The organism is Rhodococcus sp. F64268, assembly GCF_023015605.1.
Lineage (GTDB): Bacteria > Actinomycetota > Actinomycetes > Mycobacteriales > Mycobacteriaceae > Rhodococcus.
In genome coordinates, this window is sequence record NZ_JALKAI010000006.1 from 22,228 (window position 1) to 38,233 (window position 16,006).

The following is a 16,006-nucleotide window of genomic DNA, read 5'->3' on the forward strand; positions in this document are numbered from 1 at the left end:
CTCACCTCTGCTCCGTCGAAGTCACGAAACGAGTGGGAATCGCCGGGTCGCCGGCCGAAATCGTCAGCCCTTCCCACGGCAGACTCACCATCGAACGCCTCAGGTACTCCCTGCTGTCCTCCAGGGTAGGGAGACCGGGGACCGGCTCGCCACCGCGAACCAGCGGAACCGTCAGGTCGGTCGCAGACCGACCCTCACCCGTCGGCACCTCGAGGTGTACGGGGTAGACGACCTCTTCGACGAGGGTGCCGGTGCTGCGCGCGTACCGCACGGCGCGCTTCGCGCCGCCCCGCGATTCCTTGGCCGTACTGCGTTTCTCGACCGGAATACCGTCGACCTCGACGAGCTTGTAGACCATTCCCGCGGTCGGTGCACCCGAACCCGTGACCACGGAGGTCCCCACTCCGTAGGCGTCGACCGGCTCGGCACGCAGTCCGGCGATTGCGTATTCGTCCAGGTCGCCGGACATGACGATCTTCGTCCGCCGAGCACCGAGGCCGTCGAGCTGCCTACGCACCTGACGTGCAAGGACCCCGAGATCGCCGGAGTCGATCCGGACACCACCGAGCTCGGGACCCGCCACCTCGATCGCCGTCGCCACACCCTGCGTGATGTCGTAGGTGTCGACGAGCAGGGTCGTACCGACACCGAGCGACTCGATCTGACTGCGGAACGCCGACGCCTCGTCGCGGCCGTGCGCAGTGGTGTGCAGAAGCGTGAACGCGTGGGCAGCGGTTCCGGCTGCGGGAACACCGTAGCGACGCGCGGCTTCGAGGTTGGATGTCGAGTCGAATCCCGCAAGGTACGCCGCGCGCGCTGCCGATACGGCTGCTTCCTCGTGCGCGCGGCGCGAACCCATCTCGATCAATGTGCGGCCGTCGGCCACGCTCACCATGCGCGCCGCAGCGGATGCGATAGCGCTGTCGTGATTGAAGATCGACAGAGCCAGCGTCTCGAGCAGGACGCATTCGGCGAACGTGCCGTGGACGGACAGGATCGGCGAGCCGGGAAAATAGAAGTCGCCTTCGCGATAGCCGTCGATGTCGCCGCTGAACCGGAAATTGCGCAACCAGTCGACGGTCGACGGTTCGAGGAACTCCGCCGCCACAGCGAGTTCGGCGTCGCCGAATCGGAATGCAGGTAGAGCATCGAGCAACCGCCCGGTGCCCGCGACCACACCGTACCGGCGGCCGGCCGGAAGCTTGCGGGCGAACAATTCGAAGACGCAGGGCCGGCTGCCGGAGCCGTCGGCCAGTGCGGCTTCGAGCATCGTCAGTTCGTATTTGTCCGTGAACAGTGCGGTGCTCACCGGCTTCGTACCGGCGGATGTGACAGCCATCCGCTCACTCTAGAGCGAGCGCGGTGACGGCGGGTTTTTCGAGCCGCGAGAACGCCGTACCCTTGACGCATGGCGCCGTGTTCCAGGACAACCCCCCTCGACGTCCACTTGATCACCGCGGGCCAGGCCATGCCTGCCGAAGCGGAAGTCGTCGAAGAAGCCGAGGCGATCGATCGACCGTGGGTGACGGTTGTGTGGGACGACCCCGTCAACCTCATGCACTATGTGACGTTCATCTTCCAGAAGCTTTTCGGCTACAGCAAGGCCAAAGCCACCGAACTCATGCTCAAGGTGCACAACGAAGGTAGAGCCGTTGTGTCGAGTGGGTCCCGTGACAAGATGGAACACGATGTACAGCGTCTACATGCCGCAGGGCTGTGGGCCACGATGCAACGAGACGAATAAGGCGCCTACAGGAGGATCCGACCGACGTGCGGCAGTGGACCAGGAAGAATTCGCTGAGCGGCCCCAAACTTCGCTCGGAGATGGACGGCCACGAGGCCTCCGTACTGCGCTCCCTCGTCGCATCGGTGCTCGGGATGCTCGAGGATCGTTCCGCGCAGGCACCTCAGGACGATCTGGCGGAACTCACCGGGCTGCGCACAGGTAACTCGACCCCACCCGAGATACCCGCGCTCGAGCGTCTGCTTCCCGATTTCCACCGACCCGACGCGGACGCCGAAGTCAACCCCGACGACGAGGCCGGCGACCTCAACGGTGCGCTCCGCAGCCTCCACGAGCCGAGCATCATCGACGCGAAACTGGCCGCCGGAGCCGTCATCCTTCGGACCGTTCCCGAGGACGGCGGAAAGGTCGTTCTCAACCCGGAACAGGCCGAAGCCTGGCTGTACGGGCTCAACGACGTACGACTCGCGTTGGGTACCACGCTCGGCATCGACGCCGACACTCCCGAAACCCTCGATGACGACGACCCCCGCGCACCGCACCTCGACGTCTACCACTGGCTGACCTGGATGCAGGACTCGCTCGTCCAGGCACTGCTGCCATGACCCCCGGCCCCACGGATTCCCTGCTCGACGTGCCGGGCCTTCGTGTCGGGCACTGGCAGCAACTCGACGACCACGTCACCGTCGCCGGAGAACAACCCGGCACCGGAGCCGCCACCGGCTGCACCGTGATCCTCGCGGACCGACCCACGGTCGGGGCGGTCGATGTGCGCGGCGGAGGGCCGGGCACCCGCGAAACCGACCTGCTCGACCCGAGTCACTCGGTTCAGCACGTCGACGCCGTCCTGCTCACCGGGGGAAGCGCGTTCGGCCTGGCTGCCGCAGACGGAGTGATGCGCTATCTCGAGGAACAGGGCCGCGGAATCCCGATGGGCGCGCCCGGTGCCGTGGTGCCGATCGTCCCCGGCGCGGTGATCTTCGATCTGCCCGTCGGGCGTTGGCACACCCGACCGACTGCCGACAGCGGCCACGCGGCGGCCGTGGCGGCCACCGACACGGAACTACGGCGAGGTTCGGTCGGTGCTGGAACCGCAGCACGAGCCGGTGTTCTCAAAGGCGGCATCGGTACCGGGAGCGTCCGCCTCACTGCGGGGCCCGCGGCGGGTGTCACCGTCGCCGCGCTGGTCGTGGCGAATCCTGTCGGGTCGGTCTTCGACCCCCACACCGGTCTACCGTGGGGGCTCGACGCGGTTCGCGCCGCCGAACTCGGGCTCGGCGTCCCTGATGCCGACGAACTCGCCGCCGCCAATGCGCTCGGCAACAAAGGCACTGTGCTCAACACGACCATCGGTGTCGTCGCCACCGACGCACCCCTGACGAAAGCTGCGTGTCGCCGGGTAGCCGTGGCCGGACACGACGGGCTGGCCCGGGCGATCCGACCCGCACACTCGCCTCTCGACGGCGACACGCTCTTCGCGCTCTCCACCGGCACCGCGGAGCTCCCACCACCGGAGGGCGTGCCCGACGCCTTCCCCGCCGACCTGCCGATTCTCGCTGCCGTCTGCGTCGCCGCGGCCGACGCGGTCGAACGCGCCATCGTCGACGCCGTGCTCGCAGCCGAATCCATCGCAGGAATCCCGTCCTATTTCGACATCTTCCCGTCCGCCCGGACACTGTGACCACGACAGACCCACACGTCACCCGGACAGACGTCACAATGGACGCATGACCATCCCGACAGGTACACCACCGACCGAACGGCCGACGTGGCTGCGTTCCGGACTGTGGATCGGCGGCTTCGTCGCGTTCCTCTACGTCGTCGAGATCGTCGACCGGATCCTGCCCGCGAACTTCGAGAACGCCGGAATCGAAGCGCGCACCGGCGATGGACTCTGGGGGATCCTGTTCGCTCCCATCCTGCACGGTGACTGGACGCACCTGACCGCAAACACGGTGCCCGCGCTCGTCCTCGGTTTCCTCGTCCTGTGGTCGTCGGGAATCACCCGCGGCATCGTGGCGACCGCCATCATCTGGGTGGTCGCCGGTGTCGGTACCTGGCTGTTCGCCGGCTCCGGGGACACTCACATCGGCGCGTCCTCGCTCATCTTCGGCTGGCTGACCTACCTGATCATCCGCGGGATCTTCACCCGCAAGGGCGGACAGATCGTGCTCGGGCTGGTTGTGCTGTTCTTCTACGGCGGCATGCTGTGGGGTGTCCTTCCCAGCGATCCGTTCGTGTCGTGGCAGGGGCACCTCTTCGGAGCCATCGGCGGAGTCATTGCGGCGTGGGTGCTCTCGTCGGATGCGCGCCGCGCACGATCGGTGAGAACCGCAGACCGGGTGCACTGAGCACAGCGACGGCCGTCACGCCCCGACCGGGTGTCGAACCCTGGGTCACAGCTCCGTTGTCATTGTGAGTCCGGCCGGAAACCGGGTGTTGGCTTCATCGGAGCCCTTCGGCATGGCAGCATGAGCCATATGCGCATGACCGTTCTGGGGTGCTCGGGCAGTGTGGCCGGGCCGGATTCTCCCGCATCCGGGTACCTGCTCACCGCGCCCGACACCCCGCCCCTGGTCATCGACTTCGGACCGGGAGTGCTCGGAGCACTGCAACGCCACGCCGACCCCGGCGAAGTGTCCGTACTCCTGTCGCACCTGCACGCCGACCACTGCCTCGACATTCCGGGTCTCCTCGTGTGGCGCCGCTACTCCCCGAATGCCCCCGTCGGCAGGGTCCAGGTCTACGGTCCTGCCGGCACCGCGCAACGCCTCGGTGTCGCATCGGCCGAGGTGGCCGGAGAGGTGGATGACGTCTCCGACACCCTCGACGTACGACCCCTGAACGACGGCGGAACGTTCCGCTTCGGTGCGCTCACCATCAGTCCCACCAAGGTCAACCATCCACCCGAGGCCTACGGATTCCGCATCACCAGCGACTCCGGTCGCACACTCGTCTACACCGGTGACACAGGCATGTGCGATCAGGTGGTCGAGCTGGCCCGTGGCGCGGACGTCCTGCTGTCCGAAGCGTCCTGGACCCACGCGCCCGGGGTGCGGCCCGAAGGCATCCATCTCTCGGGAACCGAGGCAGGGCAGGTCGCCGCCCGTGCGGGGGTCGGCGAACTGCTGCTCACCCACATCCCCCCGTGGACGTCTCGCGAGGACGTCATCGCGGAGGCGAAGGCCGAGTTCCACGGTCCGGTACATGCAGTGACCTCCGGAGACGTGTACCGCATCTGAAGCGGTCCTCCGAGTCGGTTCGACACGCATCCCCTAGGCTCGTCCGGGTGACGACACGAGCAGACGGCAGGGAAGACGACCAACTCCGCAACATCAAGATCACCCGGGGGTTCACCAACCACCCCGCGGGTTCGGTCCTCGTCGAATTCGGACAGACCCGCGTGATGTGCACCGCTAGCGTCGAAGAAGGAGTGCCGCGGTGGCGTCGCGGATCGGGTCTGGGCTGGCTCACCGCCGAGTACGCGATGCTGCCCGCCGCAACCCATACCCGCAGCGGACGTGAATCGGTCAAAGGCAAGGTCGGCGGTCGTACCCAGGAGATCAGCCGGCTCGTCGGTCGCTCCTTGCGGGCGTGCATCGACCTCGCCGCCATCGGTGAGAACACCATCGCCCTCGACTGCGACGTCCTGCAGGCCGACGGAGGAACCCGAACCGCGGCCATCACAGGCGCCTACGTGGCACTCGCCGACGCGGTCACCTGGCTCCGCGCGGCAGGTCGCCTCGCGGACCCGCAGCCGCTCTCGTGCCAGATCGCGGCCATCAGCGTCGGTGTCGTCGACGGCCGAGTCCGGCTCGACCTGCCGTACGAGGAGGACTCGCGCGCAGAGGTGGACATGAACGTCATCGCCACCGACACCGGAACCCTCGTCGAGATCCAGGGCACCGGCGAGGGTGCCACCTTCCCTCGCACGACTCTCGACAAACTGCTCGACTCGGCGCTCGGTGGCATCGAAGAACTGTGCCGCATCCAGCGTGAGGTCCTCGAGCAGCCGTACCCGGGTGTTCTGCCCGAACCCCTCGTCGCCGAGCCGGCGAAGAAGAAGTTCGGTGCCTGACATGGCCACGCGGGTGCTCGTGGCGAGCCGGAACGCGAAGAAGCTCCGAGAGTTGCGGCGGGTCCTCGACGCGGCGGACATCGCGGGGATCGAACTGGTCGGTCTCGATGCAGTCCCGCCATACCCCGAGGCCCCCGAGACCGGCGCGACGTTCGAGGAGAACGCGGCCGCGAAAGCACGAGACGGCGCTCGCGCGACCGGGATGGCGTGCATCGCGGACGACTCCGGTCTCGAGGTCGACGCGCTGCGGGGAATGCCCGGTGTGCTGTCGGCGCGTTGGAGCGGCACTCACGGTGAGGACGCTGCGAACACCGCGCTCGTGCTCGCACAGATGAGCGATGTACCCGATCCGCGGCGCGGGGCAGCCTTCGTGTCCGCCTGCGCCTTCGCAGTCCCCGACGGCGACGACGTCGCGGTGACCGTGGTGCGCGGTGAATGGCGTGGCGCGATCGCCCGTTCCCCACGCGGCGAGAACGGATTCGGCTACGACCCCGTCTTCGTGCCCGAAGGGGAGCACCGCACTGCAGCGGAACTCAGCGCCGAAGAGAAGGACGCCGCGTCGCACCGGGGTCGCGCGCTCACCTTGCTGGTGCCCGCCCTCGCCGCATTCTCGGGCTGATCCCTCGGCCCGGGATGCGACTTGCCGCATCCCGGGCATCCACCCCGGACGCGCTACCCGCCACCGGTCATCTCACGTAGGTACGCGGTGACCATCGCGGTGAGTTCGTCGGCCACCTGCTCGCGGGTGATGTCCGGCTGTTCCAGAACGTAGGACACCGCGACGTTCTCCACGGTGCGCACCAACATCCACGCGATCGCGTCGACAGGACGAGAACCGCGGTCGGTGAGGTGGAACCGCAGCCACATTCCGAGCAGCGCATCGATTCGCTTCTCGAAATCGGAGAGGCGACTGTCGGGAGCTTTGGGCAACTCTTCGATCAACACGCGGAGCAGTCGCGGATTCTCGCCGAGCGCGTCCAATAATTCGAGGAGTGTCTCGCGCACCGACAAGTCTTCCGCAGGGCCTTCCAGCGCCCTCGTGAACACACGCGAAATGCGAGTGTGCAACTCCGCAGTCCATCTGTCTACGACCTCGGCGACGATCGCGTCCTTGTCCGGGAAGTACTGGTACAACGACCCGGGACTGATGTGTGCTTGCGCCGCGATGCGATTGGTGGATGCACCGTCGTAGCCGCGTTCGAGCAGTACGGCCCGGCCTGCGTCGATGATGCGCTCGACCATTGCGCGTGAGCGATCCTGTCGAGGCGCCCGGCGGGTTCGGCGTCGTTCCGGCGAGGTCATGTCGCGGCCTGAAATGCGAATTGAATGCGAGTAATCACTCGTGTGAGCATAGCGACATGACGACGCAGGAACTCGACACGCACCTCGAGGCATCCCCGTACCCGAGCCGCTACGAGGGCAACCGACCCCGTAACGAAGCCATCGGCAGGCCTCTGACGCGTTTCGCGAAGATTCGCGAGGTCGACGACGAACTGCTCGACCGGATCGGACGCCGCATGTATGCCCGCGACGAGGTGGGCGCCGCTCTCGTACAGGCCATGCGCCTCGACCGCAACGACCCCGAGCGCGTCACCATGCGCCAGTTCCATCAGGCACTCGAGCACGGGGCCGACACCGTCCCGAACGCCCCCGCGGCCCTCCGCGCATTCTTCTCACACGTCGAGCAGGTTCCCGACTGGGTGGACTGGAACCTGCTGGACAGAGGAGCACGCGCATTCCGGCGGATCGGGCGGACACGCAACGACGTGCTGCTACAACTCGCGCTCATCGGTGGTTACCGATTCGGTGGACCTCCCGACCTCCTGGTCGAAACCGGCGGCCTGACCGGATCCACTGCGATGCGACGCCTCGGCGAAACCCAGAAGTGGGGCACCGCGGTGGGGGAGCCCGGCGCCATGCGTCGTGATGGCGACGGATTCAAGCTCACCGTGCATGTGCGCGCCATGCACGCCCTCGTCAACCAGCGGTTCGAAACGAACGGCCGTTGGGACGTCGAGCACTGGGGACTGCCCATCAACCAGACCGACCAGGCCGCAACACTCGGATTGTTCAACGGCACGCTACTGATCGGCGCGCGCGCCCTCGGCTATCGGGTCACGCGTGAGGAATCCGCCGCGATCATGCACATGTGGAAGTACATCGGATGGCTCATGGGCGTCGATGACGACTTCCTTTTCGATACGGAGCGCGAACAACACCACTTCAACTACCACGTCGTGCTGGTGCAGGACGACGTCACGCCCGCGGGTGCCGCTCTCTCCCGCGCTCTCGTCGACGGACACCGCACCCTCGACTACGGGAGGTTCTCGGGCCTGGTCGGTCGATACGAGCGACTGAGGTTGCTGAGCATGCTTCGGTTCTTCCTCGGCAAACGAGGCCTCGAGGATCTGGGGCTGCCGTCGGTCCCGCCTGTGGCGGTGGCACCGGTCATCGCGAAGAACATCGTGAAATCAACCCTGATCAAGAGGACATCGGAGGGGCGGCGTTTCCTCGAGTATCTCGGCGACCGGGCTGCACGACGAGAACTCCGGCTCAAATTCGCGGGTGCGCGCGCCGACGTCGGAGCCCTCGAACTCTGAGCGGAATCGAGGGTGGAGGACGAGGTCCGGAATTCGGGACCGCGTAGGTGGTCAGAGCGCCCAGCGCATCGCGACGTGGGTACCGTCCGACCCCGGGGTGACCACCATCTCCGTCGTGAGTTTGCGAATCAGGGCGAGGCCGTGTCCGCGTGAGGCATTCGGATCGTGGATCATGTCGCGCCAACGCCCGTGATCAGCGACAGTGACCTCGAGATGACGCTCCTGCGGGCGAAAAGTCACTTCCAGGTCTACCGTGGCCATCTCGTCGTCGGCCGAGTAGGCATGCTCCACCGCATTGGCCAGCGCCTCGTAGCTGGCCAACACCACATCATGCTCATGGTCCGGTTCGAGGTGCAGAGTCCCCAACCATTGCCGTACAGCCTGGCGCAGGCCGGCGATCTGAGTCGCGTCCGCGCGCACACCCCGGAAGAAGATCCCCCCGGAGGTGAACGATGCGGACCCGTCGGTGTGAGTCTGCATGGCTCCTCGGTTCTAGACGGACAGCGCGTGCGCAGTTGCCTACTTCTCAGGCATCTCCGCCGGCTTCACGGCTGCGAGCGCGTCCTCGAGGCGCGGATGGATGGAGAGGACATCGCCGAGCCCGAGCAGCTCCAGCGGCCGCGCGGTGGCGTTGCCCTCTGCTACCACGGCGAAGGCGACGCTGTCGGCCGCGCGCTTGGACAGGTCCACAAGTAGTGCCATACCCATCGACGCGAGGAAATGCACATCGGTGAGATCGACGATCAGGCCGGACAGATCCTCGTCGAGCAACCCGAGAGCTTCCTCTTCCAGCAACGGAGCGCTCGACAAGTCGACATCGCCACTCACCGACAACACCGCGACGGAATCCGAGCGGGTCATCTTCAGGCCCATATGCGGATGTTCGCTCGATCGTTCATTCACGTGGCCATCATGCAGGATGGCGCCCGGACATGCGAGACGCACAGGCAGAGGCCCTGAGGACGTGCGCACATGTGTACGAGAAGGTTGGGTATTGTTCAACGGTGGCGTCGGCGGTGTGCCGATCCTCGGGAGGGATCCACCGCCGAAGGAAGGACGACCGCCGTGCACACGCATGGACGACCGCACAACTCGGGATCACCCGCGTCCTTGTTGCTGATCGAGGACGACGCCGGCGACGCGTTACTCGTCGAGGAACTCGTCGCGGACAGTGCGCCCGAGATGAACGTCGTGTGGGTGCAGTCGCTCGCTGCCGCACGTGACGCTCTCGCGGCCGGACTACCCGACTGCGTGTTGCTCGATCTCCACCTCCCCGACGCGCACGGCCTCGAAGCTGTCGCGCAGGTACAGGAATACGCCGAATCCGTCCCCATCGTCGTGCTCACCGGTATGGCGGAGGAAGAGACCGGACTCGCAGCCGTAGCTGTCGGCGCTCAGGACTACCTCGTGAAGGGCAGAGTCGAGCCGGAGCTGTTCGGGCGCGCAGTGAGTTACGCGATCCAGCGCAAACAAGCCGAACAGAACGCCGCTGCGTTGCAGGCCAGCCAGCTGCACGCCCAAGAGAACGCCCGGCTCGAGCGTGGGCTGCTGCCATCCCCGCTGTTGTGCACCGACGAATTCGAAGTGGTCTCGCGTTACCGCCCGGGGCGTGCCTCCGCCCTTCTCGGAGGTGACTTCTACGACGTGGTGCAGACCGGAGACGGCACCGTTCATGTTCTCGTCGGCGATGTCGCAGGGCACGGCCCGGACGAGGCCGCCCTCGGCGTCGGTTTGCGAATCGCGTGGCGCACACTCGTTCTCACCGGCATCAGCGGAGAACGGCAGTTGGCGAAGCTCGAAGAGATCCTTGTCGCAGAGCGAGCGGCCGACCGGGTTTTCGCGACCGTCACCAGCCTTGCCATGACGCCCGATCGCCGAACCTTCACGGTGATGCGAGCAGGCCACCCCGGGATTCTCGTGCGTCGTGGACGTGAGGTGGAGTGGGTCGAAGCGCCCGGTGGGCCCGCTCTGGGACTCCTGCCCGGTTCGGCGTCGTGGCCGGTTCACAGACTGGAGCTGCCCGCCGAGGGAGCTGTCGTGTTGTTCACCGATGGACTCTTCGAAGGCCACACCGGCGCCGGACGCCAGAGACTCGGCGAAGAAGGACTCCTCGAGCTCGCCCGCCGGTGCGGGCACCTCGCACCCGACGACTTCGCCGACACTCTCATCCAGGGTGCGGAAGAGCTCGCCGATGCCCACGGCGGATTGACCGACGACGTAGCAGTCGTGCATGTGCGATGGAACGGGAAAGCGACACCGGCCGAATGACGAACCCGACAGACACCGAAGCCTCGGACGTGCCGAGCGGGGCACCGCAGACGACGCGACGATCCCAGGTGGCAGTGCAGGGCTGGATTCTCCTGGTGCTCGGTTTCATGGGGGTGCTTGTGGTGATCGGCACCGTTGTCGGTAGCCACTTCCTGTCCCGTACCACCGAGGTCTCCAATTACCTGAGGGATGTGCTGCAACCCGCACGAGTCGAGGCCCACCGGCTTCAAGCAGCGTTGATCAGTCAGGAGACGGGGGCGCGCGGGTACATCATCACCGCCGATCCCGAGTTCCTCGGACCATACGAGACCGGACGGGCCGAGGAACAGGACGCCGCCGACACGATGCGTGCGCTGATCGAGCGTCCCGGGCCGATGCCCGGGGTGGAAGGGCCGCTGCTCGACGACCTCGGTGCAATCGAGAACGCGGCGGACGAATGGCGCAGGATCTACACCCTTCCCCTCGTCAGTAACGTGGTCCCGGGCGATCCGCAGCCTGTGGATGTCGGCGCTGTCGAAGCGGGCAGTGTGGCATTCGACGAGTTGCGGGCCCTGTTCGAGATCCAGAACAAGCATCTGGAGGAGGTCAGAGCACAAGGTATCGCCGAACTCGAGCATGTGCGGACCGTGCGCGATCGTGTCCTCGGCTTCATGGTTGCGGCATTTCTGCTCAGCGGTGTGGGTGTCACCGTGCTCGTTCAGATTCTCGTTGTGCGTCCACTGGACAGATTGCGGGAGCAGACCCGCATGGTCGCCGGAGGCAGATTCGACGAGCAGATCATCCCGCAGGGACCGGCAGACATCAGGGCACTCGCCGCGGATGTCGACGGCATGCGTGAGCGGCTCGCAGCGGAACTCACGATCTCCCGCGAGCGTCACGAGCAGGTCGAAAGTCAGGCGATCGACCTGCGCCGGTCCAACGCCGAACTCGAACAGTTCGCGTATGTCGCGTCGCACGATCTGCAGGAGCCGCTTCGGAAGGTCGCGTCGTTCTGCCAGCTGCTCGAGAAGCGATACGGCGACAAACTCGACGAGCGCGGCGTCCAATACATCGACTTCGCGGTGGACGGCGCCAAGCGGATGCAGGTGCTCATCAACGATCTGCTCACGTTCTCACGCGTCGGGCGGGTCAGCGACGCGCACGTACGTGTCGGTCTCGACCGGGCACTCGATTCGGCTCTGAGCAACCTCGAACAAGCCCTCGAGGATTCGGAGGCCGTGATCGAACGTCCAGAATCACTCCCGGAAGTCCTCGGAGATCCGACTCTGCTGACCATGTTGTGGCAGAACCTGGTAGGAAACGCGATCAAATTCCGGCATCCCGACAGGACTCCGGTGGTGCACATCGCATTCGAGCAGACCGACGCCGTGTGGACGGTGAGCGTGACGGACAACGGTATCGGTATCGCCGAAGAGTTCGCGGAGAAGGTGTTCGTCATCTTCCAGCGTCTGCACGGTCGGGAAACCTATGGAGGCACCGGCATCGGACTGGCACTCTGCCGCAAGATCGTGGATTACCACGGTGGCGAGATCTGGATCGACCGCGCGCACACCGACGGTACTCGCTTCTGCTTCACAATCCCGGTCGAGGCCGATGAAGAACCTGCGACCGACACTGCTCTGGAAGGAGCATCAGCATGACCCCTACCGGTAAGCCGATCGATGTCCTGCTCGTGGAGGACGATCCCGGAGACGAACTGATGACGCGTGAAGCGTTCGAGGACAACAAGATCGGAAACTCCTTGCACGTTGCCCGCGACGGTGAGGAAGCGCTGGACTTCCTCTATCGCCGAGGCGCTCACGCTGATGCGCCCAAACCGGACCTGATCCTGCTCGACCTGAATCTGCCCAAGTACGACGGCCGCCAGGTGCTCGAGCGGATCAAGTCCGACCCCGACCTCGCGCCGATCCCCGTGGTCGTGCTCACCACGTCGTCGGCCGAGGAGGACATTCTGCGGAGCTACCGGTTGCACGCCAACGCGTACGTCACGAAACCCGTCGACCTCGACCAGTTCATCAAGGCCGTCAAACAGATCGACGAGTTCTTCGTGCAGGTGGTGCGGCTACCCACGCGTTGACCGCGGGCAGTCAGACCCCGAAGTCGGCCTTGACCTGCTTGGTGCGCTGGTGCTCGACGTAGAACGACAGGAACGGGATGGTGCCCGCGAGCAGCGTGCCGATGGTGCGGGAGACCGGCCAGCGCACCTTGATCGACAGGTCGAAGGTGAGTACGAGGTAGACCGCGTACACCCAACCGTGCACGATTGCGATCCACGACGGCACGTTCTCGATGCCGATGACGTACTTCGCGATCATCTCGCCGGTGAGGACGAGCAGCCAGATACCGGTGGCGTACGCGAGGACGCGGTACCGCAGCAACGCGGAGCCGATCTTCTTGCGATCCGCGTCGCTGACGTTGCGGGGGGTCGCGGCTGCCTGATCGGACGCCTCGGGGGTGGTGCTCACTGACCGCTCCTATCGGACCCGCGCGAGAGCTGCGCGAGGTATTCGTTGTACTCCTGGACCTGCTTCGCCTCGAGATCGTCTCCGGCGTCCTCGGGCTCGTCGATCGCGACCTTCGGGCGGCTCGGCAGAAGATCCGCCGGGATCTCTGTGGGTTCCTCGGGGTTCGACGCAGGGGCGCCGTCCGGGTCGTCGGCCTGAGCCTCTACGGCCTCGAGCTTGACGAATCGCCGGTACGCGTAGATGCAGAAGAACGCGAAGGCCGGCCACTGGAACGCGTAGCCGAGATTCTGCCCGTTACCGCCGACCGCTTCGAAGCGTGTCCATTGCCAATAGCCGAGAGCCAGGCATCCGCCCGCGGCGACGATCACCAACACGATCAGGGCCACGCGGCGCGGCGGACGATATTCGGACACGAACTCGACGGTACCTGAGCACTGCACCGACCTGCCAAGACGGACCGGGCGCCGTGGGCGAGGTCACGAAGATCTCACTGCCGTGAAGTCGCGACGCGCGCAACCTCTGCGGGGTCTATCAGATGGGAATGATCGTCATCGCCGACGTCGATCTGCACGACGTCGATGCGGCCGTTGAACTTGCTGCGGCCCGCGTAGTCGTGGCTCACCGGCATACCGAAATCGTCGCCGATGTCCGTCGTCTCGTCCGCGGAGAAAATCATCGGCTGAGTGCGGTCGACACGGCCCCCGCCGACACTGCGTCCGTCGATGGAGAGGGTGACGTCTCCGCCCTTCGCGAGGCCACCCCCGTCATACGCAAAATGAACGCGAATCTGGTGTACGCCGGAGGGGAGATCCTCCGTGGCACCGATGACGAATTCATGCATTCCGAGCAGGTTGTAGACGAACTTGACGCAACCCTCCCGTAGGTAGAGTGCCCAACCGCCGAAACGGCCACCTTGCGCGATCACCACACCGTTGGCGGGCGTCTCCTTCGGTGTCTCGATCGCCGCGGTCACGGAGAACGACCGGTTCTTGATGTCTATGACACTGTGTTCGCTGAGCCGCTTCATGCCGGGGAACAACACCTGCCTGCTGCCCGTCACCAATTGCGGCCTGCCTGCGATGGTCGGATTCAATCGTTCGAATCGGCGGTCGTCGATGGGCAGCACGTTGTATTTCACCGCCTCGATCAGCCAGAGACGTTGCAACGACGCGAGTCGCTCGGGCATTTCGGCAGCGAGATCGCGTGCTTGCGACCAGTCGGTCGTGCCGTCGTAGAGTTCCCAGACATCGTCGTCGAGGGCCGGAAGCTCTTCGTTCGGCAGCCACGGTGTGCTGTGCCGGGTGACCGCGCTCCAGCCCTTGAAATAGATCCCACGGTTGCCCGCCATCTCGAAGTACTGCAGGTCGTGCCGCTCCGGCGCGCCGGGATCGTCGAAGGTGTACATCATGCTCGGACCTTCGAGCGGGGATTGCTGTACTCCGTTGACGAAGGTCGGTTCCGGCAACCCGGCCGCCTCGAGCACAGTCGCCGCCACATCGATGACGTGGGTGAACTGTGACCGGATCTGGCCCTTGCTGCGGATTCCGGCAGGCCAATGGACGACTGCGCCGTTGCGAGTACCACCCCAGTGGGATGCGACCTGCTTGGTCCACTGGAAGGGCGCGCACATCGCCCACGCCCACCCCACCGAATAGTGGTTGTAGGCCTCCGGGGTACCGAGCTTCTCTTTCATCGCGGCCATGAACTCGGGAGTTTCGATAGCGGCGAGGCCATTGAAGTTTGCCATCTCGTTGAACGCCCCGTTGACGGTTCCCTCCGCCGAGGCGCCGTTGTCGCCGACGATGTAATAGACGAGCGTGTTGTCGAGAGCACCCAACGACTCGATCGCATCGACGACACGACCGACGTGGAAGTCAGTGTGCTCGAGGAAGCCCGCGTAGACCTCCATCTGGCGTTCCAGCACCGGTTTGAGTGCTTCATCCATCTCGTCCCATGCGGGGATCGCATCCGGCCGTGCAGTCAGCTCCGTGTCCGCAGGCACCACACCACGCCGCTTCTGCTCCGCGAGAATCGACTCGCGCTGCGCATCCCAGCCGTCGGCGAACCGGCCGGCGTACTTGTCCGCCCATTCCGGCGGGACATGATGGGGTGCGTGGGTGGCGCCGGGAGCGAAATAGACGAAGAACGGCTTTTCCGGAGCAAGTGATTTCTGAGTACGAATCCAGTCGATCGCATGGTCGGCGAGATCTTCGGTGAGATGGTAACCGTCCTCCGGGCTCTTCTCCGGCTCGACCGGGACGAAACCGTCGTAGAGCGCGGGGTAGTACTGGTTGTTCTCGCCGCCGATGAAGCCGTAGAAGTGCTCGAAGCCGCCCCCACCGGTGGGCCACGCGTCGAACGGCCCGACGGGAGAGGTCTGCCACGGCGGAACCTCGTGACACTTGCCGAACTGGGCCGTCGAATACCCGTTGAGTTTCAAGGTCATGGCCAACGCCGCCTTGGTGTTCGGCCGAAGCCCCGACGACCCCGGTGCCGAGGTCGCCGTCTCGGTGATCATGCCCATTCCCACCGAGTGATGGTTGCGGCCACTGAGCAAGGCGGCGCGGGTCGGTGCGCACAGGGCAGTGGTGTGGAACCGGTTGTACGTGAGACCGCCGCGCTGCAGACGCTCCGCGGTCGGGTTGTGCACCGGACCGCCGAACGCGCTGCTGGCGCCGAAACCCACGTCGTCGAGGAGGACCACCAGGACATTCGGTGCGCCCTCGGGCGGTAACAGAGGTTCGATGGGCGGGAAGGCCGTGTCCGGGTCCTTCGCGTCGTACGTGACCAGTCCGAGGTGCTGCCGGTCGGGAATCGGAAGGACCTCACGCTTCTTCGTCATGGTGCAAAA

At 65.7% G+C, this 16,006-nt stretch carries 18 protein-coding genes; 11 read left to right on the forward strand and 7 right to left on the reverse strand.

The window, feature by feature from the left end:
• Position 1: 1 nt before the first annotated feature.
• Positions 2-1,339 (reverse strand): nicotinate phosphoribosyltransferase, encoded by a 1,338-nt coding sequence (locus MWU77_RS16095; RefSeq protein WP_247274220.1) that lies wholly within the window; start codon positions 1,337-1,339, stop codon positions 2-4.
• Between the two features lie 69 nt (positions 1,340-1,408).
• Between MWU77_RS16095 and clpS the strand changes: the two genes are divergently transcribed.
• From clpS to rdgB, 7 genes are all read left to right on the forward strand, one after another.
• Complete coding sequence (gene clpS, locus MWU77_RS16100) at positions 1,409-1,744, forward strand: ATP-dependent Clp protease adapter ClpS (RefSeq protein ID WP_374229887.1); 336 nt, start codon at positions 1,409-1,411, stop codon at positions 1,742-1,744.
• 26 nt (positions 1,745-1,770) lie between these two features.
• Entirely contained in the window at positions 1,771-2,349 is a 579-nt protein-coding gene (locus MWU77_RS16105) for a DUF2017 domain-containing protein (protein ID WP_169688497.1), read from the forward strand.
• Positions 2,346-3,425 carry a P1 family peptidase gene (locus tag MWU77_RS16110; protein ID WP_169688498.1) on the forward strand — a complete coding sequence of 360 codons (1,080 nt, stop codon included), beginning with the start codon at positions 2,346-2,348 and terminating at the stop codon, positions 3,423-3,425. The genes MWU77_RS16105 and MWU77_RS16110 overlap by 4 nt, the downstream gene beginning before the upstream one ends.
• Before the next feature lie 46 nt (positions 3,426-3,471).
• Positions 3,472-4,095 carry a rhomboid family intramembrane serine protease gene (locus MWU77_RS16115; protein ID WP_247274221.1) on the forward strand — a complete coding sequence of 208 codons (624 nt, stop codon included), beginning with the start codon at positions 3,472-3,474 and terminating at the stop codon, positions 4,093-4,095.
• A gap of 129 nt (positions 4,096-4,224) precedes the next feature.
• On the forward strand, positions 4,225-4,986 hold the full coding sequence (locus tag MWU77_RS16120; protein WP_247274222.1) for a cyclic nucleotide-degrading phosphodiesterase: 762 nt from the start codon (positions 4,225-4,227) through the stop codon (positions 4,984-4,986).
• Between the two features lie 47 nt (positions 4,987-5,033).
• Complete coding sequence (gene rph, locus MWU77_RS16125; RefSeq protein ID WP_169688501.1) at positions 5,034-5,822, forward strand: ribonuclease PH; 789 nt, start codon at positions 5,034-5,036, stop codon at positions 5,820-5,822.
• Between the two features lies 1 nt (position 5,823).
• Positions 5,824-6,441, forward strand: a complete 618-nt coding sequence (rdgB, locus tag MWU77_RS16130; RefSeq protein ID WP_169688502.1) for an RdgB/HAM1 family non-canonical purine NTP pyrophosphatase — start codon at positions 5,824-5,826, stop codon at positions 6,439-6,441.
• Positions 6,442-6,494: 53 nt separating this feature from the next.
• On the opposite strand, the gene MWU77_RS16135 is transcribed toward rdgB, so the two are convergent.
• On the reverse strand, positions 6,495-7,064 hold the full coding sequence (locus MWU77_RS16135; protein ID WP_169688503.1) for a TetR/AcrR family transcriptional regulator: 570 nt from the start codon (positions 7,062-7,064) through the stop codon (positions 6,495-6,497).
• Positions 7,065-7,180: 116 nt separating this feature from the next.
• Here MWU77_RS16135 and MWU77_RS16140 point away from each other — a divergent pair, with 116 nt between their 5' ends.
• Complete coding sequence (locus MWU77_RS16140; protein WP_247274223.1) at positions 7,181-8,422, forward strand: oxygenase MpaB family protein; 1,242 nt, start codon at positions 7,181-7,183, stop codon at positions 8,420-8,422.
• A 51-nt stretch (positions 8,423-8,473) separates the two neighbouring features.
• Here the strand turns inward: MWU77_RS16140 and MWU77_RS16145 are convergent, their stop codons facing one another.
• On the reverse strand, positions 8,474-8,902 hold the full coding sequence (locus MWU77_RS16145) for an ATP-binding protein (protein ID WP_247274224.1): 429 nt from the start codon (positions 8,900-8,902) through the stop codon (positions 8,474-8,476).
• Positions 8,903-8,941: 39 nt separating this feature from the next.
• A complete protein-coding gene (locus tag MWU77_RS16150) occupies positions 8,942-9,325 on the reverse strand; it encodes an STAS domain-containing protein (protein ID WP_247274225.1) in 384 nt (127 codons plus the stop codon).
• A gap of 162 nt (positions 9,326-9,487) precedes the next feature.
• On the opposite strand from MWU77_RS16150, the gene MWU77_RS16155 reads away from it, so the two are divergent.
• From MWU77_RS16155 to MWU77_RS16165, 3 genes are read left to right on the forward strand one after another with little or no spacing between them, the layout of a single operon-like run.
• Entirely contained in the window at positions 9,488-10,690 is a 1,203-nt protein-coding gene (locus tag MWU77_RS16155) for a PP2C family protein-serine/threonine phosphatase (RefSeq protein ID WP_247274226.1), read from the forward strand.
• Positions 10,687-12,330 (forward strand): ATP-binding protein, encoded by a 1,644-nt coding sequence (locus tag MWU77_RS16160; protein ID WP_247274227.1) that lies wholly within the window; start codon positions 10,687-10,689, stop codon positions 12,328-12,330. Before MWU77_RS16155 ends, MWU77_RS16160 begins: the two co-directional genes overlap by 4 nt.
• The gene (locus tag MWU77_RS16165) at positions 12,327-12,767 is read left to right on the forward strand and encodes a response regulator (protein WP_247274228.1); all 441 of its coding nucleotides are present in this window, start codon (positions 12,327-12,329) and stop codon (positions 12,765-12,767) included. Before MWU77_RS16160 ends, MWU77_RS16165 begins: the two co-directional genes overlap by 4 nt.
• 10 nt (positions 12,768-12,777) lie before the next feature.
• Here MWU77_RS16165 and MWU77_RS16170 read toward each other — a convergent pair whose 3' ends face one another.
• From MWU77_RS16170 to MWU77_RS16180, 3 genes are all read right to left on the reverse strand, one after another.
• Entirely contained in the window at positions 12,778-13,155 is a 378-nt protein-coding gene (locus tag MWU77_RS16170) for a DUF3817 domain-containing protein (RefSeq protein WP_247274229.1), read from the reverse strand.
• A complete protein-coding gene (locus MWU77_RS16175) occupies positions 13,152-13,568 on the reverse strand; it encodes a transcriptional regulator (RefSeq protein WP_247274230.1) in 417 nt (138 codons plus the stop codon). The genes MWU77_RS16170 and MWU77_RS16175 overlap by 4 nt, the downstream gene beginning before the upstream one ends.
• 74 nt (positions 13,569-13,642) lie before the next feature.
• Positions 13,643-15,997, reverse strand: coding sequence for an arylsulfatase (locus tag MWU77_RS16180; RefSeq protein WP_169688511.1), 2,355 nt, complete (start codon positions 15,995-15,997; stop codon positions 13,643-13,645).
• Between the last annotated feature and the right edge of the window lie 9 nt (positions 15,998-16,006).

What these genes read in the sequence shown, in the direction of transcription:
- MWU77_RS16095 (WP_247274220.1), bottom strand. Translation starts at nt 1,339, where the DNA reads ATGGCTGTCACATCCGCCGGTACGAAGCCGGTGAGCACCGCACTGTTC.
- clpS (WP_374229887.1), top strand. Translation starts at nt 1,409, where the DNA reads ATGGCGCCGTGTTCCAGGACAACCCCCCTCGACGTCCACTTGATCACC.
- MWU77_RS16110 (WP_169688498.1), top strand. Translation starts at nt 2,346, where the DNA reads ATGACCCCCGGCCCCACGGATTCCCTGCTCGACGTGCCGGGCCTTCGT.
- MWU77_RS16115 (WP_247274221.1), top strand. Translation starts at nt 3,472, where the DNA reads ATGACCATCCCGACAGGTACACCACCGACCGAACGGCCGACGTGGCTG.
- MWU77_RS16120 (WP_247274222.1), top strand. Translation starts at nt 4,225, where the DNA reads ATGCGCATGACCGTTCTGGGGTGCTCGGGCAGTGTGGCCGGGCCGGAT.
- rdgB (WP_169688502.1), top strand. Translation starts at nt 5,824, where the DNA reads ATGGCCACGCGGGTGCTCGTGGCGAGCCGGAACGCGAAGAAGCTCCGA.
- MWU77_RS16135 (WP_169688503.1), bottom strand. Translation starts at nt 7,064, where the DNA reads ATGGTCGAGCGCATCATCGACGCAGGCCGGGCCGTACTGCTCGAACGC.
- MWU77_RS16140 (WP_247274223.1), top strand. Translation starts at nt 7,181, where the DNA reads ATGACGACGCAGGAACTCGACACGCACCTCGAGGCATCCCCGTACCCG.
- MWU77_RS16145 (WP_247274224.1), bottom strand. Translation starts at nt 8,902, where the DNA reads ATGCAGACTCACACCGACGGGTCCGCATCGTTCACCTCCGGGGGGATC.
- MWU77_RS16160 (WP_247274227.1), top strand. Translation starts at nt 10,687, where the DNA reads ATGACGAACCCGACAGACACCGAAGCCTCGGACGTGCCGAGCGGGGCA.
- MWU77_RS16165 (WP_247274228.1), top strand. Translation starts at nt 12,327, where the DNA reads ATGACCCCTACCGGTAAGCCGATCGATGTCCTGCTCGTGGAGGACGAT.
- MWU77_RS16180 (WP_169688511.1), bottom strand. Translation starts at nt 15,997, where the DNA reads ATGACGAAGAAGCGTGAGGTCCTTCCGATTCCCGACCGGCAGCACCTC.